This window comes from Micromonospora musae, from assembly GCF_003626545.1.
Taxonomy (GTDB): domain Bacteria; phylum Actinomycetota; class Actinomycetes; order Mycobacteriales; family Micromonosporaceae; genus Micromonospora; species Micromonospora musae.
Window position 1 is genome coordinate 743565 of the sequence record NZ_RAZS01000002.1, and the last position, 20697, is coordinate 764261.

Here is a 20697-nt window from a genome sequence, read left to right on the forward strand (position 1 = left end):
CTGGAGGGAGAACCTTGGACCGCTTCGTCTTCCTCACCCTGGACGGCCTGTCCCGGGGAGCGGTCTACGCCGCGTTCGCGCTCGCCCTGGTGCTGATCTGGCGGGCCGCGCGGGTCGTCAACTTCGCCCAGGGCGCGATGGCGGTCGCCGCGGCGTACGTGGCCTACAGCGTCGCCTCGGCCACCGGCTCGTACTGGCTGGGTTTCGTGGTCGCGCTCGTGGCCGGGCTGGCGCTCGGCGCGCTGGTCGAGCGGGCCGTGATGCGGTACGTCGACCACGCCTCACCACTGAACCCGGTGATCGTCGCGCTCGGGCTGGTGCTGCTGATCCAGGCCGTCCTCGGCATGGTCTACGGCAGCGAGTTCCGCCCCGCCGAGGTGCCCTTCTCCCGCGGCGCGTTCACCGTCGGCGGGTTCGCCGTGCTCTCCCCGTACGACCTGTTCGTCTTCGGTGCGGTCGCGGTGGTGGTCTGCGCGCTCGCGTGGATCTTCGCGCGGACCGCGATCGGCCTGCGGATGCGGGCCGCGGCGTTCGCTCCCGAGGTGTCGCGCCTGCTCGGGGTGAACGTCGGCGGCATGCTCACCCTCGGCTGGGCGCTCGCGTCGGGGGTGGGCGCGCTGGCCGCGATGTTGGTCATCCCGACCGAGCTCGGTCTGCATCCGCACGCCATGGACCTGGTCTTCGTCTCCTCGTTCACCGCGGCGGTGGTCGGCGGGCTGGACAGTCCACCAGGCGCGCTGGTCGGTGGTCTGGTGGTGGGACTGGTGCTCTCCTACGTGAGCGGCTACGCCGGCAGCGATCTCACCCCGCTGGCGGTGCTGGTGCTGCTGCTGGCGGTGCTCCTGGTCCGTCCCGGCGGTCTCTTCGCCCCGGTCGCGGCGAGGCGGGTGTGAGCGCCACCTCGGCGGCGACGCCGCCACAGCAGCGGGCGACCGGCGGGGCCGGCCGGTCGGCCGATCCGCGCCGGGGCAGCACCCTGCTGCGTCACCTCGCCGTCGCGGCGGTGGCCGGGCTGCTGCTGCTCGGGTTGAGCTACGCGGTCGAGCCGTTCCGCAACTTCCAGATCGCCACCGTGGCGGCGTACCTCTGCGCCACCGCCGGGCTGACCGTGCTCACCGGGCTCAACGGGCAGCTGTCGCTGGGGCACGGGGCGCTGATGGCCACCGGCGCGTACACCGTCGCGTTGTGCCAGAACGCCTTCTACGACCGGGGCGCCACCGGCGGTCTGCTGCTGCTCGTCTCGCTGGCCGCCGCGGTCGTCGTCACGGTCGCGGTGGGTGCGGTGGTGGGGGTGGCCGCGGCCCGGCTGCGCGGCCCCTACCTGGCCGGCGTCACCCTCGCGGTCGCGGTCGTGGTGCCGGCGCTCACCGTCACGTTCAACGGCGTGTTCAACGGTGAGCAGGGCCTGTCGGTGCCGGTCGAGCCGCCGCCGCTGGCGCTCGGCGTGTACTTCCCGTACGAGCGGTGGCAGCTCTGGATCGCCGGCGCGGCCACGCTGCTCACCCTGCTGCTCCTGGCGAACCTGGTGCGCAGCCGGTACGGCCGGACGTTCCGGGCGGTGCGCGACGACGAGGTGGCCGCCCGCCTCGCCGGCATCCACGTCGCCCGCACCCAGGTCCTGGCGTTCGTGGTCAGCGCCGCGACCGCCGGCCTCGGCGGGGCGCTGCTGGCGGTGCTCGCGCAGAGCGTCTCCCCGGGCGCGTTCGGGCTCACCCTCTCGCTCTTCCTGCTCATGGCCGTGGTGATCGGTGGCCTGGGACGGCTCGCCGGCGCGGTGTGGGGCGCCGTCCTGCTCGTCGCGTTGCCGGACCTCAGCCACTCGGTGACCGACCAGCTGACCCTCTCGGCGGCGGCGGCGCAGCGACTGGAAGGCAACCTCCCGCTGGCGATCTTCGGGATCACCCTGGTCGTGGTCATGCTCGTCGCCCCCGGCGGCGTGCAGGGCCTGCTGTCCCGGCTCGGCCGCGCGCTGCTCGCCCGCTGGCGGGCGCGCCGCTCCTGAGCCACTGGTCCGGCCTTCCCCCTGTCCGGGCGCCCCACCCTCCACCACGAAACCCCCATCGAGGAAAGGTCGGTGTTCCCCATGCACCGTACGGCGCGACGCGGTCTCGTGATCGTCAGCACCATCGCTCTGCTCATCGCCACGGCCGCCTGCGGCGACGACGGCGGTTCCGGCCCCAGCCGCGGGAACGTGCCCGGTGTCACCGACACCGAGATCCTGGTCGGCACCCACATGCCGCTCACCGGGCCGGCGGCGGCCGGCTACTCGAAGATCGCCCCGGCCACGAAGGCGTACTTCGACTACGTAAACGCCAACGGCGGGGTGCACGGTCGCAAAATCAATTACAAGATCATGGACGACGGGTACAACCCGGCGAACACCCAGCAGGTGGTGCGCCAGCTGGTCCTCCAGGACAAGGTCTTCGCGATCCTCAACGGACTCGGGACGCCCACGCACACCGGCGTGCTCGACTTCCTCAAGACCAATCGGGTGCCCGACCTCTTCGTCGCCTCCGGCAGCCGCAGCTGGGACCAGCCGGACAAGTACCCGGGCACCTTCGGGTTCAACCCGGACTACACGGTGGAGGGCAAGATCCTGGCCCAGCACGTGAAGACCACCATGCCGGGGCGCAAGGTCTGCTTCCTCGGCCAGGACGACGACTTCGGCCGGGACAGCCTCGCCGGGGTGGAGAAGATCCTCGGGGCCGCCGGGGTGGCCGTCAAGCAGACGTACGTCACCAGCAACACGAACGTGGCGCCGCAGATCGGCGCGTTCAAGGCGGCCGGTTGCCAGGTGGTCGTCCTCGCCACCGTGCCCGGGTTCACCGCGCTCTCCATCGGCACCGCGGCCCGCCTCGGCTTCAAGCCGCAGTGGGTGGTCTCCAACGTCGGCGCGGACCACCCGACCCTGGCCAAGCAGCTCGGCGAGGCCGCGCCGCTGCTGGAGGGCATGATCGGCGGCAACTACCTGCCGATGCAGAACGACGCCGCCAACCCGTGGATCCAGCTCTTCACCCGGATCAACAAGGAGCACAACGGGAACGCGGAGTTCGACGGCAACACCGTCTACGGCATGTCCGTCGGCTACCTCTTCGTGCAGGCGCTGCTCGCCGCCGGGAAGGACCTCACCCGGGAGGGCGTGCTCGAGGCGGTCGGCAAGGGCGGCTTCCAAGGGCCGGGCCTCGTGCCGTTGCGCTTCTCGGCTGACGACCACTCCGGCTACGGCGGCGAGCGGCTGACCCGGGTGAGCGGGGGAGTGCAGAGCTACTTCGGGCCGGCGTACGAGACCGACGAGGCGGACGGGGCGGTCAACGAGTACACCGCGACGCCGGTCCAGCCGCCGGCCAACGGGGTGCCGACCGGCAGCTGACCCGCTTCGCGCTCCCGTCGAGCCCGGTCACGGCACGTCCTACGCCGTGGCCGGGCTCGATCCTGTCCTGCCGGGTTCCCGGTTCGGCCCGGGCCGCCCGGCGAGGGTAGCCCGCTGCGCCCGCCGCCAGCGTTGACCGGGCCGCGCGGCCCTCGTAAAATATGCACTGTGAATGCAACTTCTGGTCGGCTCGGCGGGCGGGCCGCACTCGTCGCCGCGACGCCGGGCGGGCCGGAGCCGGTCGGGTTCGCGGCGTCCATGGCCGCCCGGCGTCGTGCCGCGCCCCCGTTCGGGCCGGCGGTCGTCGCCCGTCGGATCGGGTCCCCGCCGCCGCTGCCGCCAGCGTGGTCGCTGCTCCCGGCGTCGGCGTCGCCGTCGCCGTCGCCGTCGCCGTGGTCGTGGTCGTGGTCGTGGCCCGAGGTGATGGCGCTGATCACCGCCTGTCTAGACTCGCCGTCGGGTGGGCCGCGACGGTGGTGAGGGGGCGCGAGCGGATGAGCGGGGCGGCGGCTCCGGGCCGCGTCGACGGGCGGACGCTGCGCTCCGAGCGCACCCGCGCGGCCATCGTCGAGGCGCACCTCGACCTCATCTCCGAGGGCGACCTGCGGCCGACCGGGGAGCGGATCGCCGAGCGGGCCGGGATCTCGCTGCGGACGCTCTGGACCAACTTCAAGGACATGGAGACCCTCTTCGAGGCCAGCGGCGCCGAGGTGCTCCGCCGGCAGGACGCCGCGTACCGGCCGATCTCGCCGACGCTGCCGTTGGCCAAGCGGGTCGACGCGTACTGCCGGCAGCGGGCCCGGCTGCTCCAGCTCATCGCCCCGTCGGCCCGGGCCGCGCAGATGCGTGAGCCGGTCTCCGACCAGCTGCACCGCAACCGGCTCAAGCACATCGAGCGCGTGCGCGAGGAGGTCGAGGAGCTCTTCGCCGCCGAGTTGGCGCAGGCCGGCCGGGGTCGCCGGCAACTCGTCGACGCGATCGTGGCGGCGAGCATGTGGCCGGCGTGGTCGATGCTGCGCGACGGCCTGGGGCTCGGGGTGGACCAGGCGCGAGCGGTCACGACGCGTACGGTGCGCGCGCTGTTGGCGGAGGTCGTCCGGGACTGACGCCGGCCCGTGCCCCGGCGTTCTCCGGCCTCTTTCCAACCCGCATCACATAGGCGACACTGAATGTATGGTTACTGCATCACCAATGCAAATAACCGTACTGCGCGGTCGGGATGAGGAACGCCGGGCGATCCGGCGGCTGCTCGCCGGCCCGACCGACGCCGGGGCGGCCCTCGTGCTGCACGGCGAGCCGGGCTCCGGGCGCAGCGCCCTCGTCGGCTACGCCCACCGGCACGCGCGCAAGTTCGCCCTCCTCGCCTCGACCGGTCTCGCCGACGAGGCGAGCCTGCCCTACGCCGGGCTGCAGCGCCTCCTCGACCCGGTGCTCGACTGCGCCGGTGAACTGCCGGCCTTCGACTCCCGGCTGCTGCGACGGGCGCTGGCCGGCTCCGGCTGCCCGCCCGAGCGTCAGCTCGCGCTGGGTCTCGCGGTGCTGCGGCTGCTCGCCGTCGTCGCACGGAGCCGGCCACTGCTCTGCACCATGGACGACGTCGACCTGGGTGACCGGCCGACCGCCGAGGTCCTCGCGTTCGCTGCCCGGCGGCTGCGGCGGCTGCCGATCGCCGTCGTGCTCACCGCGACGTCCGCGCCCCCCGGCGGGCTGCCGAGCTACCGGCTCGGCCCGCTCGACGAGAGCGACGGCGCGGCTCTCCTCGCCGACCGGCTGCCCGAGCCGCCCGTCGGACCGGTGACCGAGGCGCTCGTCGCGGCCGCCGGAGGCAACCCGCAGGCCCTGGTCGACCTGGCCGGAACGCTCACCGCGGCGCAGTGCCGGGGCGACGAGCCGCCGCCGACGACGCCGCCGGCCGACGGCGCGTTGGGGCGCGCCTACCGGTCCCGGCTGGATCGACTGCCGGACGACACCCGCGGGATGCTCCTGCTCGCCGCGCTCGACGAGGACGGTGCACCGGAGACCCTGGTCCGCGCGGCCCGCGCCGGCGGCGACTCGATCGCCGACCTCACCCCCGCCGAGCGGGCCGGACTGGTTCGGGTGGAGGCGCACCGGATCACGTTCCCCCACCCCGTCGCCCGATCGGCGGTCGTGACCGCTGCGCCGATCGCCGAGCGTCGGGCGGCGCACGTGCGCCTCGCCGGCGTGCTCGACGACCCCGCGCAGAGGCTGGCTCGGGCCCTGCACCTCGCGGCGGCCGCGGCGGGTCCGGACCCAGCGCTCGCCGGGGAGCTGGAGGCGGCCGCGGTGACCGTCGGCGGGGCGCGCGCCTCGGTCGCGTTGGAGCGGGCCGCCGAACTCGGCGACGACCCCGCCCGGGTCGCCGAGCGGCGGGTGGACGCCGCCCGGTACGCCTGGGCCGCCGGCGAGACCCGGCGCGCGCAGCTGCTGCTGAGCCGGGTCCCGACCGGCCCGGTCGCGCCGTCCGGGACCGGCCCGGCCGGTCCGGGGCGCGGCGGCGCGGTGCCGGGCCCGGCCGCGCCCCCGGCCGGTGGCCGCGCCGACCTGCTCCGCGGCGAGGTCGAGCTGCGCTGCGGCCGGACGCCCGCCGCCCTCCGCGCGCTGCTGGCCGCCGCGGACGTGCTGGCCGGCACCGACCGGCCGGCGGCGCTGTCGGCGCTCGCCCGGGCCGGCGAGGCACTCTGCTTCTCCGGCGCGCAGTACCGGTACGCCGACCTCGCCCGCCGGGCGCGGGTACTCGCCCGCCGGGCGCGGGTACTCACCCGCCCCGGCGATCCGCCCGAGGTCGAGCTGACCGGCACCTACCTCGCCGGGGTGAGCGCGACGCTCCGCGGTGACCTGGAGCAGGCCGGCCCCGCGTTACGTCGGGTCGTCGTGCTCACCGGCCAGCTCACCGGGGCGGCGCTCACCCCTGCCCTGCTCTGCTGGGCGGCGTCGGCGGGCCTGCTGGTGGCGGTGGACGGCGCGGCGCACCGGCTCGCCGAGCGGGCCGTCGAGCTGGCCCGGGAGCGCAAGGAACTCTCGGCACTGCCACGCGCCCTGGAGCTGCGGGCGATCGCCGAGTACTGGCTCGGGCGGCACGCGGCGGCGGCGGATAGTTCGCGGGAGGGGCTGCGGATCGCCCGCGCCACCGGCCAGGCCAACGTGGCGGCGGTCCACCTGGGAATGCTCGCGGTGCTCGCCGCCGTACGCGCCGACCGGGACGTCTGCCTGCGCCGGCTCAGCGAGATCGGCGACGGGCCCGCACCGTACAGCCGGCCCTGGGCGCTCGCGCAGTGGGCCGTCGCGGTGCTCGACCTGACCGACGGCCGGCACGCCGCGGCCGCCGCCCGTCTCGCCGCGCTGGCCCGCCCGGGCACCGGCCGCGGTCAGGTGCTGGTCCAGGTGATGGCCACCCCCCACCTGGTGGAGGCCGCCCAGCTGTCGCACCGACCGGTCGCCGTCGCCGCCCTCGCGCTCTTCGACAGGTGGGCCAGCAGCACGGCGAGCCCGTCGCGGCGCGCCCTGTCGGCCCGCTGCCACGCCCTGCTCGCCCCGCGCGGCAGCGACGAGGCCGAGGAGCGGTTCCGCACCGCGCTGCGGCTGCACCCCGTCGACACCGGTGTCTTCGAGCGGGCCCGCACCGCGCTCCTGTTCGGCCGGGAGCTGCGCCGGGCCCGTCGACCCCGGGACGCGCGTACCCACCTGCACGACGCCTGGGAGACGTTCACCCTGCTCGCCGCCGGAGCCTGGGCCGACCAGGCCACCGCGGAGCTGCGCGCGGCCGGCGAGTCCGTCGGCGCGCCGGACCCGGCCGCGGCGCGGCTGTTGACCGGCCAGCAACTGCGGATCGCACAGCTGGTCGCCGAGGGCGCCACCAACCGCGAGGTCGCCGCCCGGATGTTCCTCTCCACCCGGACGGTCGACCACCACCTGCGCAACATCTTCCACCGGCTCGGCGTCCGGTCGCGTACGGAGCTGGCTCGGGCACTTCCTTAGGGCGGGTGTCAAAGTCCCTGGCCGACCGAGGACTTCGACACACGCCTGGCAGCACCGCCGGGCCCGGGTTCAGGCAGACGGCGTGACCGGGGGCCGCAGGCCGAGCCACTGCTCGGCGTCCCAGGCACGGAACCGCTCCACCTCGGTGAACCCCAGCTTCGCCGCGAGGCGCATCGAGCCGACGTTGGCGGTCTGGGTGGTGAGCACCACCGGCTCGCCGGGAAGGACGCCGTCGAACCAGTCGAGGGCCGCCGCGCACGCCTCGGCGGCGTACCCGAATCCCCACGCTCGCGGCAGGAACAGGTAACCGAGATCGGCCTTTCCCGCAGCGGCCGGGCGACGGTGCTCCGTCGCTCTCCTGAGCAGGATCTGACCGATCATCGCCCCGTCGAGATCGACGACGAAGCTCCCGGGCCACCGCTCGGGCGTTCCGGGCAGCTCGCGTTCCAGCTCGTCACGCGGCCGGGGGCCGCCGAGGTAGGTGTTCACCTCCGGCGACGCCAGCAGCTCGATGAACGCCGGGCGGTCCCGGGCCGCGGACTCGCGGAGCACGAGCCTCTCGGTCCGGATGGGCTCGGGCGGCCAGGCGACGGGTCCGAGTTCGGTCATGGCGGCCAGCCAATCAGCAGATTCGGCAGCGATCAAGACCTGCGAACCGGTCGATGCGCCGGCCTGGCCCGCAACCGCAGCTACCGGGCCAGGCCCGACGAGCCGGCTTCACGGGACGACGACGGTGCGGGCGCCCTCGCCCCGGGCCATCCGGTCGAAGGCGGCCGCCGCGCCGTCCAGGTCGGTCCGGTCGCTGATCAGCGGCGCGAGGTCCAGCGAACCGTCGAGCACCGACCGGGCCAGCGCCGGCACGTCCCGGTCCGGGTCGGACGAGCCGTAGACGGAGGAGCGCAGCGTACGGGCCGAGTGGAAGATCTCCAGCGCGCTGAGCGGCACCACGTCGTCCTTGGCACCCATACCCACCACGGTCACCGTGCCGCCCCGGCGGGCGGCCCGCCACGCGGCGCGGATGGTGCTGCCCCGCCCGACGCACTCGAAGGCGTGGTCGGCGCCCCGCCGGTCGGTGCGTCCGCGTACCGCGCGGCTGAGCGAGTCGTCGGAGAGCAGGAACTCGGTCGCCCCGGCGGCGAGCGCGAGCTTCGCCTTGGTCGGCGACACGTCGACGGCGAGCACCGGGTCGGCGCCGGCGGCCCGGGCGGCGCCCACGACCGACAGCCCCACCCCGCCGAGGCCGATCACGACGACGGATTCGCCGCGCGCCACCCCGGCGGTCCGGCGGACCGCGCCGACCCCGGTCAGCACGGCGCAGCCGAGCAGCGCGGCGGCTTCGAACGGCAGCTCGGCGGGGACCGGGATGACGGCGGTCTCGGGGACCACCACCTCCTCGGCGAGCGCGCCGAGGCCGAGCGTGACGTGCAGCGGCTCACCGGCCGCCGTACGGCCCCGGGCCATCGCGGGCACGCCACCGCGCTCGCAGAGCCACGGCTCGTCGCGCCCGCAGTACCAGCACCGGCGGCACGGTGGCGCCCAGTTGAGCACCACGTGCTCGCCGGGCGCGACCCGGGTGACGTCCGCACCGGTCTCGGTGACCACGCCGGCCGCCTCGTGGCCGAGCGCGAGCGGGTACGGCGCGGCGACGGTGCCGTTCAGCATGGAGAGATCGGAGTGGCAGACCCCGGCCGCCCGTACGGCCACCCGCACCTCGCCCGGCGCCGGGTCGGGCAGCTCGACCTCTTCGACCCGGGGCGGCTCGCCGACGCCGCGGGCGACCAGCGCCCTCACCGCTGGATCGCCTTCGTCTGGAGGAACTCGGCCAGTCCGTGGCGGCCCAGCTCCCGGCCGATGCCGGACTGCTTGTACCCGCCGAACGGGGCGAGCGGGTTGAACGGGGCGCCGTTGACGTCGACCGCGCCGGTGCGCATCCGCCGGGCCACCCGGAGAGCCCGCTCCTCGTCCGTCGACCAGACCGCGCCGGCCAGGCCGTAGCGGGAGTTGTTCGCCACGGTCACGGCGTGCTCGTCGTCGTCGACCGGGATGATCGCGAGGACCGGGCCGAAGACCTCCTCCTGGGCGAGCGCGCTCTCCGGGTCGACGTCGGCGAGAACGGTCGGCGCGACGTACCAGCCGCGGTCGGGCACCGGGGCGTCCGGGCCGCCGGCGACGAGTCGGCCGCCGTCGGCGAGTCCGCGGGTGACGTGCCCGAGCACCCGCTCCCGCTGCTCGGCCGAGACGAGCGGGCCCAGCCGGGTGGCCGGGTCGAACGGGTCGCCGAGCCGGTAGCCCGCGGCGGCCTTGCCGGCCAGCTCCACCGCCTCGTCGTAGCGGGACCGGTGCACGAGCATCCGGGTCCAGGCGGCGCAGGTCTGCCCGGAGTTGAGGAACGCGTTGCCGACCCCGACCTTCACGGCGGTCACCAGGTCGGCGTCGTCGAGGATCACGTTCGCCGACTTGCCGCCCAGTTCGAGCGCCACCCGAGCGATCCGGTCCGCCACGAGGTGCGAGATCCGTCGGCCGGTCGCGGTGGAGCCGGTGAAGGAGACCATGTCCACGTCGGGGTGGGCGGCGATCGCCTCGCCGACGACCGGGCCGGTGCCGGTGACCAGGTTGACGACGCCCGGCGGGAGACCGGCCTCGTGGATCGCGTCGAAGAGCAGGTACGACACGAGTGGGGTCAGCTCGGCGGGCTTGAGCACCACGGTGCAGCCGGCCGCGAGCGCCGGGGCGAGCTTCGCCACCACCTGGTGCAGCGGGTAGTTCCAGGGGGTGATCGCGCCGACCACGCCGACCGGCTCGCGGACCACAGTGGAGTTGCCGACCGTCTCCTCGGCCGCGGAGTGGGCGGCCAGCTCGACGTAGCTGTACAGCACGGTGAGCGGTAGGCCGGCCTGGACGCGGGAGGCCACCTTCAGCGGTGCGCCCAGCTCCAGCGCCACGGTGCGGGCGATCTCGTCGGCCCGGGCGGAGAGCGCGGCGTGCAGCCGGTCCAGGTGCGCGGCGCGCTGCGTCGGCGTGGTCGCGGCCCACCCGTCGAAGGCGGCCCGGGCAGCGGCCACGGCCCGGTCCACATCGGCGGCGGTGCCCGCCGGCACGGTCGCGATGACCTCTTCGGTGGCGGGGTTGTGCACCGGGAGGGGCGAGGCGTCGGAGGGGGTGACCCAACGACCGTCGAGGTAGAGGTCGGTCCGTGCGAGATCCATCGCGCCCCTCACGTGTGTCGACAAAACTAGCGGTGCAAGTTTGGACTGACCCTAGTACGCGTCAGCGGCCGGCGGGAGGGGCGGCACCGGCCCGACCTGGCGCTCGTACGTGCGCGACAGCCCGTCGACGAGCGCGTCCAGGCCGAGCGCGAACGCGCCCTCGTCCACCTGCTGCTGGTGCTCGGGGAGCCGGTGCGCCTGGGTCAGGTGCGGGTACTGCTCCGCGTAGAGCCCCGGGTCCTCGACGAAGCCACGGGCGAACGAGCCGAGCGCCGAGCCGGCCACGAAGTACCGCATCAGCGCGCCGATGTGGGTGGCCCGGGCGGGCGGCCAGCCCGCGTCGACGAGCCCGCCGTAGACCGCGTCGGCCATGGCGAGCGCGGCCGGTCGGCGTCCCGGGCCGCGGGCCAGGTACGGCACGATGTTCGGGTGCGCGGCGAGCGCCGCCCGGTAGGAGAGGCCCCAGCGGCGCAGCGCCTCCCGCCAGTCGACCTTCCCGAAGAACGACACGTCCACCTGGGACGTGACGCTGTCCGCGACCGCGTCGAGGATCTCGTCCTTAGTGGCGAAGTGGTTGTAGAGCGAGGGCCCGCGTACGCCGAGTTCGGCGGCGAGCCGGCGGGTGGAGAAGGCCTCCAGCCCCTCGGCGTCGATCAGCGCGGCGGCGGCCTCGATGATCCGCTGCCGGCTGAGCAGCGCCTGCCGCGGCCGGGGCATCCCGTTCTCCTCCTTCGCTCGGTCGCCGGGCGGGTCGCCGCCCGGTTGCGGGGTCGCCGGCTGCCCGGTGGCCCGCCGGAAACTCTGCCACAACCGGGTCTGGACGGACTTTAACTTGCAGCGCTAGTTTATGCCTCATGGACCTGCGTCTCTCCGCCGAGCAGACGGCGGTCCGCCGACTCGCCGCCGAGTTCGTCGACCGAGAGGTGCGGCCGCACGCGGCCCGGTGGGACCGGCACGAGGCGGTCGACCCCGCGATCGTCGGTCTCCTCGGCGAGCTGGGCTTCCTCGGCCTGACCGTCCCCGAGACCGACGGCGGCTCCGGCGGCGACCACCTGTCGTACTGCCTCGTGCTGGAGGAGCTGGGGCGCGGCGACTCCGCCGTACGCGGCATCGTCTCCGTCTCACTGGGCCTGGTGGCCAAGTCGATCGCCGCGCACGGCACCCCCGAGCAGCGGGCGCGGTGGCTGCCCGGGCTCTGCTCCGGCGCCGCCCTCGGCTGCTTCGCCCTGACCGAACCGGGAAGCGGATCGGACGCCGCCGCGCTCGCCACCCGGGCCGTCCGCGACGGCGCCGACTGGCTGCTCACCGGCACGAAGACGTTCATCACCAACGGCACCACCGCCGACGTCGCGCTCCTCTTCGCCCGCACCGGCGGCCCCGGTCACCGCGGCATCACCGCGTTCCTGGTCTCCACCGAGAGCCCCGGCCTGTCCCGCCGCGAGATCCGCGGCAAGCTGGGCCTGCGCGGGCAGGCCACCGCCGAGCTGCACCTGGACGGGGTGCGGGTGCCCGACGCGGCCCGCCTCGGCGACGAGGGCGCCGGATTCCGTCTCGCGCTCGGCACCCTCGCCAAGGGACGGATGTCGGTCGCGGCCGGCTGCGTCGGCATCGCCCAGGGCTGCCTGGACGCGGCGGTCACCTACGCCGGGCAACGCACCCAGTTCGGCAAGCCGATCGCCGGTCACCAACTCGTGCAGCAACTCCTCGCCGTCGACACCGCCGCCGCCCGGCTGCTGGTCTGGCAGGTGGCCGACCTGATCGACAGCGGGCAGCCCTTCGCCACCGAGGCGTCCATGGCCAAGCTCTTCGCCAGCGAGGCCGCCGTCCGCGCCGCCGACAACGCCGTGCAGGTCTTCGGCGGGTACGGCTATATCGACGAGTACCCGGTCGGCAAGTACCTACGGGACGCCCGGGTCGCCACCCTCTACGAGGGCACCAGCCAGATCCAGCAACTGCTCATCGGCCGCGCGCTCACCGGTGTGACCGCGTTCTGACCCCTCACCACCCCGGAGGAACCATGGACTTCGCGCTCTCCGACGAGCAGCGGGCCATCCGCGACACGGCCCGCGACTTCATCACCCGGGAGGTCGTCCCGCTCGAACAGGAGCTGCTGCGCCGCGAACGCGCGCACCAGCCCGGCCTCGACCGCGGCGAGCTGCGCGAACTGCAGCTCAAGGCGCGCAAGTTCGGCTTCTGGGGCCTCGCCACGCCCCAGGAGTACGGCGGCATGGACCTGCCCGCCGTCACCCAGTCGCTGATCTGGACCGAGATCGGCCGCTCGTACGTGCCGTTCCGCTTCGGCGGCGAGGCCGACAACATCCTCTTCCACTGCGACGAGGAGCAGAAGCGGGAGTACCTGCTGCCCACCATCGAGGGGGAGCGGTTCAGCTGCTTCGCGATCACCGAACCCGGCGCCGGCTCCGACGCGGCCAACATCAGGCTCAGCGCCCGTCGGGACGGTGGTGACTGGGTGCTCAACGGGGAGAAGACCTTCATCACCGGCGGCAACGAGGCCGACTTCGCCATCGTCATCGCGGTCACCGACCCGGCGAAGGGCGCCCGGCGCGGCGGCGCCACCGCGTTCCTCGTCGACCGGGAGATGGGCTGGCGCTCCGAGTTCATCCAGACGATGGGGGAGGGCGGCCCGGCCTCGCTGGTCTTCGACGACGTACGCGTGCCCGACCGCAACATCCTCGGCGAGCCGGGGCAGGGCTTCACGCTCGGCATGGAGTGGATCGGCAAGGGTCGCTACACGATCCCCTCGCACGCGGTCGGCATCGCCGAACGGGCGCTGGGGATGGCGATCGCGTACGCCAACACCCGCGAGACCTTCGGCCGTCCGATCGGCGAGAACCAGGCGATCCAGTGGATGATCGCCGACTCGGAGACGGAGCTGGAGGCGGCCCGGCTGCTCATCCTGCGCGCGGCCTGGACGGTCGACCAGGGCCTGGATCCGCGGCACGCCTCCTCGATGGCGAAGCTCTACGGCGCCGGCATGGTCAACCGGGTGGTGGACCGGGTCCTGCAGATCCACGGCGGCATGGGCTACACCCGCGAGCTGCCCATCGAGCGGTGGTACCGGCAGGTCCGGCTCTACCGGATCTTCGAGGGCACCGACGAGATGCAGCGGCTCATCATCTCCCGCGACCTGCTGCGCGGGTACACCAAGCTGGGAGGGCAGCTGGCATGAGGACCTTCGCCTCGATCGACGAGCTGGCCGCTGCGGTCGGCGAGACCGTCGGCCCCGGCCCGTGGCAGGCGATCGACCAGAAGCGGGTCGACCTCTTCGCCGACGCCACCGACGACCACCAGTGGATCCACGTCGACCCGGAGCGCGCCGCCGCCGGCCCATTCGGCGGCACGGTCGCCCACGGCTACCTCACCCTGTCGCTGCTGCCCGCGCTGGCCGGCACGCTCTACCGGGTGCAGGGCGTCGGCATGGGGGTCAACTACGGGCTCAACCGGGTGCGCTTCCCCGCCCCGCTGCGGGTCGGCAGCTCCGTACGGGCCAGCGCCACCTTCACCGACGTCTCCACCGTGGACGGCGGGGTGCAGGTGGTCAACACGGTCACCGTCGAGACCGACGCGGGCGGCAAACCGGTCTGCGTCGCCGAGACGGTCAGCCGCCTCTACCGGGCGGTGGCCCGATGACCGCCCTCTCGCTCGCCATGGTGCTCGCCGAGTCCGCCCGCCGGCACGCCGACACCGTCGCCGTGGTCGACGGCGAGAGCCGGGTGACCTACGCCGAGCTGTGGCTGGAGGCGCGCAGCTACGCGGCCGGGCTGCGGGAGCTCGGCATCACGCCCGGCGACCCGGTGGCCCTGCTCGCCCCGAACGTGGTCGACTTCCCCCGCGTCTACTACGGCGCGCTCGCCGCGGGCGCGGTGCTGGTGCCGGTGCACCTGCTGCTCACCGCCGACGAGGCCGCGTACGTGCTGCGCGACAGCGGGTCGAAGGCGCTGGTCTGCCACACCTCCCAACTCGCGCTGGGCGCGGCCGCCGCGGCCGCCGCCGGCGTACGGCTGGTCACGGTCGGACCGGCGGGGCCCGGGGTCGAGGCCACCCGCCTGGAGGACGTGGCCGAGCGGGTGCCGCCGCTGCCGTCGTACCTGACCCGCGAGGCGGAGGAGACCGCTGTGGTGCTCTACACCAGCGGCACGACCGGGGTGCCGAAGGGCGCCCTGCTCACCCACCTCAACCTCGTGCTGAACGCCACGGTGAACGTCTTCGACGCGAACGACGCGCGCGGCGACGACGTGGTGCTCGGCTGCCTGCCGCTGTTCCACAGCTTCGGCCAGACTGTGGCCATGAACGGCACGTTCCGCATCGGAGCGACCCTGGTGCTGCTCGCCCGGTTCACCGGAGCGGACGCCATCGACCTGATGCTGCGCGAGCGGGTGAACGTCTTCCACGGCGTACCGACCATGTACGTGGCGCTGCTGGAGGCGGCCCGGGGCCGCGACGACCTGCCCCGGCTGCGGCTCTGCGTCTCCGGTGGCGCGTCGCTGCCGGTCGCCGTCCTGGAACGCTTCCACCGCACCTTCGACGCGGCCGTCTTCGAGGGCTACGGGTTGTCCGAGACGTCGCCCACGGCCACCACCAACCAACCGCACTTCGGCACCCGCGCCGGCACCGTCGGCCATCCCGTCTGGGGCGTGGAGGTGGAGATCGCCCGCGCCGAGGTCGACGACCGGATCGAGCTGCTCCCCACCGGCGAGCTGGGCGAGATCGTCATCCGGGGTCACAACGTCTTCGCCGGCTACCTCGGGCGGCCCGAGGCGACCGCGGAGACGGTGGTGGACGGCTGGTTCCGCAGCGGCGACCTCGGCCACAAGGACGCCGACGGGTTCGTCACCATCGTCGACCGGAAGAAGGACATGATCATCCGGGGTGGCTTCAACGTCTACCCCCGGGAGGTCGAGGAGGCGCTGGCCCGCCACCCCGCCGTCGGCCAGGTCGCGGTGATCGGCCTGCCCGACCCGCGTCACGGCGAGGAGATCTGCGCGGTGGTGGTGCCCGATCCGGGCGGCCCAGGCGCGCCGAGCGAGGCGGACCTGATCGACTGGGCGCGGGAGCACCTCGGTCGGCACAAGTACCCCCGCCAGGTGCGCTACGTCGACGCCCTGCCGATCGGCCCCAGCCACAAGGTGCTCAAGCGGGAGCTGCGGCGGACGATGACGGCGGAGTCGGTCGACTGACCCGGCGGCCTGACGGTGGAGCCTGCGGGCCGCGGCTCCACCGTCTGTCGTAACCAGCTCCTCGTCCGCGTCGCTACCGGGCGGGGTCCGCCGCGAACTGACTGCCGACGAGCGCCAGCAGGGCGGCGTGCGTGTCCTGATCCGCCGCGACGACGAGCCCGCCCACCCCGGTGTGCAGGGGCTGACCCTGGATGCCGGTCACCACGCAGCCGGCGGCCTGGCACAGGGCGATCCCGCTGGCGAAGTGCACGCTGTCACCCAGGTGGCCGTCGGTGACGTAGGCGGCCCGGCGGCCGGCCGCCACCCAGGCCACCGCCAGGGTGGTGGAGACCACGCGCGGACGGAAAGCGGCCACGAATTCCGGGTCGGCCAGCAGCCGGACGGCCCGGAACGCCGGATCGTTCGGAAACGGCGGGTCGAGGTTGACGTCGACCAGCCGGGACTCGGCCGACGGCGTCAACCGCTCGTCGACGCCGTCGCGGCGCACGTACGCGCCCGTGCCGTCGGTCCAGAACACCTCGCCGGTGAACGGATCGGCCGAGGCGGCCACCGTGACGCCGAGGCGTGTCCGCAGGGCGACGTTCACCGCCACCAGCATGGTGCGCACGGCGTAGTTCAGCGTTCCGCAGAGCGGGTCGACGAGCCACCTGCGCTCCGCGTCGTCGGCGCCCGTGCGTCCGCTCTCCTCGCCGGTCACGGCGTCGTCCGGTCTGGCGGTGCGCAGAACCTCGATAATCGCGTGCTCCGCCTCGATGTCCGCGGCGGTGGCGAAGTCACCGCCGGACTTGTCGACGCGCGCCAGCGACGCCCCGTACTTCGCCCGTACGACGGCGGCTCCCGCCTCGGCCGCCGCTATCGCCAGATCCCGGTCCTCGATCGACATACGTCCACGATAGAGATCACCCGCGGATGGTCGATCGGCGCGGTCGCGGTGCACGGCCTCCGGTCCTGGGCCGGAGGTCCCCGCCGTACCGGCTGGGAAAAACCGCTGTCGGGAAATTGGGTCATGATGATGAACTACCGCCGTGCACAAGACTCTGGAGTTTCCCGATCTGCTGCGGCTGATCGACGAACGTGCCACCGCCTTCCGCGCCGCGATCGCCGCCGCGCCCAGCCTCGACCTGCCCGTGCCGACCTGCCCCGGGTGGACGCTCTCCGACCTGGTGCAGCACATCGGCGAGGGCCGCCGCCGCTGGGCCGCCACCGTCGCCGCCGGGCCGGACGCCACGTCCAGGACCCCGGCCCAGGGTGACGCGGTCGCGCCGCAGGAGCGCGAGGCCGTGCTGACCTGGCTGGCCGCCTCGACCGAGCTGTTGCTGGCGACCCTGCGGGAGGCCGGCCCGGACCAGGGCTGCTTCACCGGCTGGGGTAACACGCAGACGCCGCACACCGCCGGTGGCGTCGCCCGGCACCAGGTCCAGGAGTTCGCGGTGCACACCTACGACGCCCAGCTCACCGTGGGCGAGCCGGCCGCACTGCCGGTCGAGGTGGCGCTCGACGGTGTCGAGGAGACCCTGTTCATCACCTGCTTCACCACGAGCGCCTGGCCGCACAAGCCCACCGCCTTCGACTTCCACGCCACCGAGGGCCGCTCCTGGCGCCTCACGGCCGACGGCGACGGTGCACGTACCACCCGGCTGCCCGCTGCCGGCGAGGACCCGGACGCGGCAGGCATCTCCGTTCGCGGCACGGCCAGTGATCTGGTGCTCTACCTGTACGACCGCATTCCGGCGCACTCCCTGCAGCTCGACGGGGACCCGGAGCTGCTCGATCTGCTCCGCGCCTGGGAACCGGAGGACTAGGCGCTAGTCCCGGTGGTCCTCGTCGGCCGGAATGATCGACTCGCGCTGCTCCAGGGCGTCCGCCGGATTGGCGTCCTCGGGCAGGGCGGTGAGCGAATCCTGCTCGCCCGCCGGTGGTGCGCCCTGCTCGGCGACGTCCGCCTCGCTGACCTCCAGCGGTGGCGTGGTCGGGGTGACGTCCTGCGCCGAGTCGTCCACCACCGTCTGCCGCTGCTCCAGGGCGTCCGCCTCCGGTGCCGCGCGCAGTGGGTCGTCCGGGTTGACGGTCATCTCGTATCCCTCCAGCCGGGCCTGCTTCCCCCTTAGTTCCCCGATCCGGTGTCCGAAACCCGGGCACCGGGGGTGAAACGCCACCACGGCCGGGTACGCGTCGGCCATGCCCGAGGGCCACCTCATTCATCGGTACGCGCGGGCGCAGCACGCCGCCCTCGCCGGCAGCACCCCGACGCTCACCAGCCCGCAGGGCCGCTTCGACCCGGGCCCGTACGCCGGGCGTGCCCTCGCGGCGGTCGAGGCGTACGGCAAGCACCTGCTGTACCACTTCGACGAGGCCCCGCCCCTGCACGTGCACCTCGGCATGCGGGGACTCTGGCTGCGCCACGACGACCCCGCCGTCGCGCCCCGCAAGGGGGTGCGGCTGCGGATCGCCACCGGCGCGGTCGCGTACGACCTGATCGCGCCGATCCGGTGCGAGCCGCTACCGGGCGACGGTGAACGCGCCCTGCGGGCCTCGCTCGGCCCGGACCCGCTGCGGGCCGACGCCGACCCCGACGAGGCGGTGCGCCGGCTGGCCACGGCCGGCGGCGCGGTCGGCGCGGCCGTACTCGACCAGTCGCTCTGGGCGGGCATCGGCAACGCCTGGCGCGCCGAGCTGCTCTTCCTCGCCGGTCTCGACCCCGACGCCCGGCGGATCGGCGCGCCCGCCGCGCGGCGGCTCTGGGAACTCGCGGCGGAGTACCTGGCGCTCGGGCGGGACGCCGGTCAGGTGGTCAGTGACCCGACTGCGCCGGACGAGCGGTGGGTCTACAAGCGCGCCGAGTGCCGTCGGTGCGGGGCCCCGGTGCGTCGCTGGGAGCTGGGTGCCCGCACCGCCTACGCCTGCCCGGTCGACCAGCCCGCCGCCCCGCCGGGCTGACCTCGGCGGCCCGGCCTCCTTCCGCGTCGCGCCGACCGATAGATAGTTGCGCAACCTAGGTGGCGCGGCTATCGTCCGGGCTCATGATCTCAGGAGCGGCGTCCGCCGCCGTCGTCCGCGCGGCGCGGCGGTAACGGCCGGAATGGACCAGGAGAGACGGGCGCAGTGGCTGCGCGGGGTGCTCGACCTCTGCGTGCTCGCGCTGCTCAGCCGGGGCGAGTCCTACGGTTACGAGCTGTCCCAGGCGCTGCGGGCCCACGGGCTCGGCGCCGTGCAGGGCGGCACCCTCTATCCGGTGCTGCTGCGGTTGCAACGATCCGGCCTGCTCACCGCGCACTGGCGGGAGGGGCGGACCGGCCCCGCCCGCAAGTACTACCGGATCAGCCCGGCCGGCAGCGCGGCGCTGCGCGCGGCCGCCACCGACTGGAGCGCCTTCGCGACGAGCGTCGGCGTGATACTGACCGAGGAGGCGAAGCGGTGAACCACGATGCCTGGCTCGCCGCCCTCACCGGCGAACTGCGCCGGCACGGGGTGGGTCCCGACCTGACCGGACACGTGGTCGCCGAGGCGGCCACCCACCTGGCCGAGAGCGGGGAGCCGCCGCTGGAGGTCTTCGGCCCGCCGCAGGCGTACGCCCGGGCGGTCGCCGACAGCCTCGGCGGCCCCGACCAACGCCCGCCCCGGCGGCGGCCCGGCCCGGTACGGCTCAGCGCGCGGGGCATCACCAAGCGCTACCGGGGTCGGACCGTCCTCGACCGGGTGGACCTCACCGTGCGGGCGGGGGAGATCGCGGCCGTCGTCGGCGCCAACGGGGCCGGCAAGAGCACCTTCCTGCGGATCTGCGCCGGCCTGGTGAGCCCGGACGCCGGGACCGTGCAGGTCGACGGGGCGCTCGGCTACTGCCCGCAGGACGGCGGCACCGCCGAGTTCCTCGACCCGGACGAGCACTTCGTGCTGGTCGGCGCGGGCCGGGGCCTGTCCCGTGGGGCGGCCCGGCGGGCCGGCCGCACGGGGGCTGCCGCGCTGGACTGGACGCCGCCGGCCGGTACGCAGGCCCGGCACCTCTCCGGCGGCACCCGGCAGAAGCTGAACCTGGTGCTGGCCCGGCTGGGCGAGCCGGACGTGCTGCTGCTCGACGAGCCGTACCAGGGCTTCGACCGGGGCACCTACCTCGACTTCTGGCACGAGGTGTGGCGCTGGCGCGACGCCGGGAAGGCGATCGTGGTCGTCACCCACCTGCTCAACCAGCTCGACCGGGTCGACCTCGTGCTCGACCTGACCGCCCCCGGGGAGCGCGCCGCATGACCAAGATCCTCGTAGTGGCCGAGTCCGCGCTGCGTGAGCTGCTGCGCCGCAGGTCGGTGCTCGTCATCCTGCTGCTGTTGCCGCTCGCCTTCTACCTCAGCCGCCGCGGTGACCACCTCGGCCAGTCCATCCGCTTCGTCTGCCTCGGCCTCGGCTGGGCGCTGAGCACCGCGGCGCTCTTCGCGGGCAGCGCGGCGCGCGGCATCGAACCCCGGCTGCGGCTCTCCGGCTACCGCAGCGCGCACCTCGTCCTCGGGCGGCTGCTCGCGCTCTGGACGGTCGGGGCGCTGCTCTCCGCGCCGTACTTCGTGCTCGTCCTGGTCGACCAGCACGACGTCCGGTACGGCGCGATCGCCCTCATCATGGCGCTGACCGTGGTCGTGGCCGCGCCGTTCGGCCTGCTGCTGAGCGCCGTGCTGCCGCGCGAGCTGGAGGGCACGCTGGTGCTGCTGACCGTGGTCGGCCTGCAGATGGTGATGGACCCGGCGGACCAGGCCACCCGGGCGCTGCCGTTCTGGTTCAGCCGGGAGATCGGCACCTACGCCATCGACCACACCGACGGCGGGTACCTGACCCGCGGGCTGACCCAGGGGATCACGTTCGCGGTCGTCCTCACCCTGCTGGTCGCGGTGGCGGCCGCCGTGCGGCTGCGCCGACGCCGGCACCTGCGCTTCGCGTAGGGGGC

The 20697-nt window shown here is 74.3% G+C and carries 20 protein-coding genes; 14 read left to right on the forward strand and 6 right to left on the reverse strand.

Going from position 1 to position 20697, the window contains the following annotated elements:
• Positions 1 to 14: 14 nt before the first annotated feature.
• The 5 genes from D7147_RS07470 (at position 15) to D7147_RS07495 (ending at position 7366) form a co-directional block, all read left to right on the forward strand.
• The gene (locus D7147_RS07470; RefSeq protein ID WP_120674929.1) at positions 15 to 893 is read left to right on the forward strand and encodes a branched-chain amino acid ABC transporter permease; all 879 of its coding nucleotides are present in this window, start codon (positions 15 to 17) and stop codon (positions 891 to 893) included.
• Positions 890 to 2002 (forward strand): branched-chain amino acid ABC transporter permease, encoded by a 1113-nt coding sequence (locus tag D7147_RS07475; protein WP_120674931.1) that lies wholly within the window; start codon positions 890 to 892, stop codon positions 2000 to 2002. The genes D7147_RS07470 and D7147_RS07475 overlap by 4 nt, the downstream gene beginning before the upstream one ends.
• A gap of 81 nt (positions 2003 to 2083) precedes the next feature.
• Positions 2084 to 3370: an ABC transporter substrate-binding protein gene (locus D7147_RS07480; RefSeq protein ID WP_120674933.1), complete on the forward strand. Its 1287-nt coding sequence runs from the start codon at positions 2084 to 2086 to the stop codon at positions 3368 to 3370.
• 344 nt (positions 3371 to 3714) lie between these two features.
• Positions 3715 to 4476 (forward strand): TetR/AcrR family transcriptional regulator, encoded by a 762-nt coding sequence (locus D7147_RS07490; RefSeq protein WP_325050638.1) that lies wholly within the window; start codon positions 3715 to 3717, stop codon positions 4474 to 4476.
• A gap of 85 nt (positions 4477 to 4561) precedes the next feature.
• Complete coding sequence (locus tag D7147_RS07495; RefSeq protein WP_233562995.1) at positions 4562 to 7366, forward strand: LuxR C-terminal-related transcriptional regulator; 2805 nt, start codon at positions 4562 to 4564, stop codon at positions 7364 to 7366.
• Between the two features lie 69 nt (positions 7367 to 7435).
• Here the strand turns inward: D7147_RS07495 and D7147_RS07500 are convergent, their stop codons facing one another.
• The 4 genes from D7147_RS07500 to D7147_RS07515 all read right to left on the reverse strand — a co-directional run bounded on the left by D7147_RS07500 (position 7436) and on the right by D7147_RS07515 (position 11289).
• Positions 7436 to 7975 carry a GNAT family N-acetyltransferase gene (locus D7147_RS07500; protein ID WP_120674938.1) on the reverse strand — a complete coding sequence of 180 codons (540 nt, stop codon included), beginning with the start codon at positions 7973 to 7975 and terminating at the stop codon, positions 7436 to 7438.
• Positions 7976 to 8083: 108 nt separating this feature from the next.
• Positions 8084 to 9157 (reverse strand): alcohol dehydrogenase catalytic domain-containing protein, encoded by a 1074-nt coding sequence (locus tag D7147_RS07505; protein ID WP_120674940.1) that lies wholly within the window; start codon positions 9155 to 9157, stop codon positions 8084 to 8086.
• Positions 9154 to 10572 (reverse strand): aldehyde dehydrogenase family protein, encoded by a 1419-nt coding sequence (locus tag D7147_RS07510; protein ID WP_120674942.1) that lies wholly within the window; start codon positions 10570 to 10572, stop codon positions 9154 to 9156. The genes D7147_RS07505 and D7147_RS07510 overlap by 4 nt, the downstream gene beginning before the upstream one ends.
• Positions 10573 to 10623: 51 nt before the next feature.
• The gene (locus tag D7147_RS07515; protein WP_120674944.1) at positions 10624 to 11289 is read right to left on the reverse strand and encodes a TetR/AcrR family transcriptional regulator; all 666 of its coding nucleotides are present in this window, start codon (positions 11287 to 11289) and stop codon (positions 10624 to 10626) included.
• A gap of 137 nt (positions 11290 to 11426) precedes the next feature.
• Here D7147_RS07515 and D7147_RS07520 point away from each other — a divergent pair, with 137 nt between their 5' ends.
• From D7147_RS07520 to D7147_RS07535, 4 genes are read left to right on the forward strand one after another with little or no spacing between them, the layout of a single operon-like run.
• Positions 11427 to 12566 (forward strand): acyl-CoA dehydrogenase family protein, encoded by a 1140-nt coding sequence (locus tag D7147_RS07520; RefSeq protein WP_120674946.1) that lies wholly within the window; start codon positions 11427 to 11429, stop codon positions 12564 to 12566.
• 23 nt (positions 12567 to 12589) lie between these two features.
• On the forward strand, positions 12590 to 13762 hold the full coding sequence (locus tag D7147_RS07525; RefSeq protein ID WP_120674948.1) for an acyl-CoA dehydrogenase family protein: 1173 nt from the start codon (positions 12590 to 12592) through the stop codon (positions 13760 to 13762).
• Entirely contained in the window at positions 13759 to 14223 is a 465-nt protein-coding gene (locus D7147_RS07530) for a MaoC family dehydratase (RefSeq protein WP_120674950.1), read from the forward strand. The genes D7147_RS07525 and D7147_RS07530 overlap by 4 nt, the downstream gene beginning before the upstream one ends.
• Positions 14220 to 15770 carry a long-chain-fatty-acid--CoA ligase gene (locus D7147_RS07535; protein WP_120674952.1) on the forward strand — a complete coding sequence of 517 codons (1551 nt, stop codon included), beginning with the start codon at positions 14220 to 14222 and terminating at the stop codon, positions 15768 to 15770. The genes D7147_RS07530 and D7147_RS07535 overlap by 4 nt, the downstream gene beginning before the upstream one ends.
• A gap of 73 nt (positions 15771 to 15843) precedes the next feature.
• On the opposite strand, the gene D7147_RS07540 is transcribed toward D7147_RS07535, so the two are convergent.
• Positions 15844 to 16653 (reverse strand): inositol monophosphatase family protein, encoded by an 810-nt coding sequence (locus D7147_RS07540; protein WP_120674954.1) that lies wholly within the window; start codon positions 16651 to 16653, stop codon positions 15844 to 15846.
• 142 nt (positions 16654 to 16795) lie between these two features.
• On the opposite strand from D7147_RS07540, the gene D7147_RS07545 reads away from it, so the two are divergent.
• Positions 16796 to 17572 carry a maleylpyruvate isomerase family mycothiol-dependent enzyme gene (locus D7147_RS07545; protein WP_120674956.1) on the forward strand — a complete coding sequence of 259 codons (777 nt, stop codon included), beginning with the start codon at positions 16796 to 16798 and terminating at the stop codon, positions 17570 to 17572.
• A 3-nt stretch (positions 17573 to 17575) separates the two neighbouring features.
• Here the strand turns inward: D7147_RS07545 and D7147_RS07550 are convergent, their stop codons facing one another.
• On the reverse strand, positions 17576 to 17950 hold the full coding sequence (locus tag D7147_RS07550; RefSeq protein WP_120674958.1) for a hypothetical protein: 375 nt from the start codon (positions 17948 to 17950) through the stop codon (positions 17576 to 17578).
• On the opposite strand from D7147_RS07550, the gene D7147_RS07555 reads away from it, so the two are divergent.
• The 4 genes from D7147_RS07555 (at position 17949) to D7147_RS07570 (ending at position 20692) form a co-directional block, all read left to right on the forward strand.
• Positions 17949 to 18707, forward strand: a complete 759-nt coding sequence (locus D7147_RS07555) for a DNA-formamidopyrimidine glycosylase family protein (RefSeq protein WP_120674960.1) — start codon at positions 17949 to 17951, stop codon at positions 18705 to 18707. The genes D7147_RS07550 and D7147_RS07555 overlap by 2 nt on opposite strands.
• Before the next feature lie 142 nt (positions 18708 to 18849).
• The gene (locus D7147_RS07560) at positions 18850 to 19188 is read left to right on the forward strand and encodes a PadR family transcriptional regulator (RefSeq protein WP_120674962.1); all 339 of its coding nucleotides are present in this window, start codon (positions 18850 to 18852) and stop codon (positions 19186 to 19188) included.
• Complete coding sequence (locus D7147_RS07565) at positions 19185 to 20012, forward strand: ATP-binding cassette domain-containing protein (RefSeq protein WP_120674964.1); 828 nt, start codon at positions 19185 to 19187, stop codon at positions 20010 to 20012. The genes D7147_RS07560 and D7147_RS07565 overlap by 4 nt, the downstream gene beginning before the upstream one ends.
• Positions 20009 to 20692 carry an ABC transporter permease gene (locus D7147_RS07570; protein WP_120674966.1) on the forward strand — a complete coding sequence of 228 codons (684 nt, stop codon included), beginning with the start codon at positions 20009 to 20011 and terminating at the stop codon, positions 20690 to 20692. The genes D7147_RS07565 and D7147_RS07570 overlap by 4 nt, the downstream gene beginning before the upstream one ends.
• Positions 20693 to 20697: the final 5 nt, after the last annotated feature.

What these genes read in the sequence shown, in the direction of transcription:
- D7147_RS07480 (WP_120674933.1), top strand. Translation starts at nt 2,084, where the DNA reads ATGCACCGTACGGCGCGACGCGGTCTCGTGATCGTCAGCACCATCGCT.
- D7147_RS07515 (WP_120674944.1), bottom strand. Translation starts at nt 11,289, where the DNA reads ATGCCCCGGCCGCGGCAGGCGCTGCTCAGCCGGCAGCGGATCATCGAG.
- D7147_RS07560 (WP_120674962.1), top strand. Translation starts at nt 18,850, where the DNA reads ATGGACCAGGAGAGACGGGCGCAGTGGCTGCGCGGGGTGCTCGACCTC.
- D7147_RS07520 (WP_120674946.1), top strand. Translation starts at nt 11,427, where the DNA reads ATGGACCTGCGTCTCTCCGCCGAGCAGACGGCGGTCCGCCGACTCGCC.
- D7147_RS07550 (WP_120674958.1), bottom strand. Translation starts at nt 17,950, where the DNA reads ATGGCCGACGCGTACCCGGCCGTGGTGGCGTTTCACCCCCGGTGCCCG.
- D7147_RS07540 (WP_120674954.1), bottom strand. Translation starts at nt 16,653, where the DNA reads ATGTCGATCGAGGACCGGGATCTGGCGATAGCGGCGGCCGAGGCGGGA.
- D7147_RS07525 (WP_120674948.1), top strand. Translation starts at nt 12,590, where the DNA reads ATGGACTTCGCGCTCTCCGACGAGCAGCGGGCCATCCGCGACACGGCC.
- D7147_RS07510 (WP_120674942.1), bottom strand. Translation starts at nt 10,572, where the DNA reads ATGGATCTCGCACGGACCGACCTCTACCTCGACGGTCGTTGGGTCACC.
- D7147_RS07555 (WP_120674960.1), top strand. Translation starts at nt 17,949, where the DNA reads ATGCCCGAGGGCCACCTCATTCATCGGTACGCGCGGGCGCAGCACGCC.
- D7147_RS07570 (WP_120674966.1), top strand. Translation starts at nt 20,009, where the DNA reads ATGACCAAGATCCTCGTAGTGGCCGAGTCCGCGCTGCGTGAGCTGCTG.
- D7147_RS07535 (WP_120674952.1), top strand. Translation starts at nt 14,220, where the DNA reads ATGACCGCCCTCTCGCTCGCCATGGTGCTCGCCGAGTCCGCCCGCCGG.
- D7147_RS07495 (WP_233562995.1), top strand. Translation starts at nt 4,562, where the DNA reads ATGCAAATAACCGTACTGCGCGGTCGGGATGAGGAACGCCGGGCGATC.
- D7147_RS07530 (WP_120674950.1), top strand. Translation starts at nt 13,759, where the DNA reads ATGAGGACCTTCGCCTCGATCGACGAGCTGGCCGCTGCGGTCGGCGAG.
- D7147_RS07500 (WP_120674938.1), bottom strand. Translation starts at nt 7,975, where the DNA reads ATGACCGAACTCGGACCCGTCGCCTGGCCGCCCGAGCCCATCCGGACC.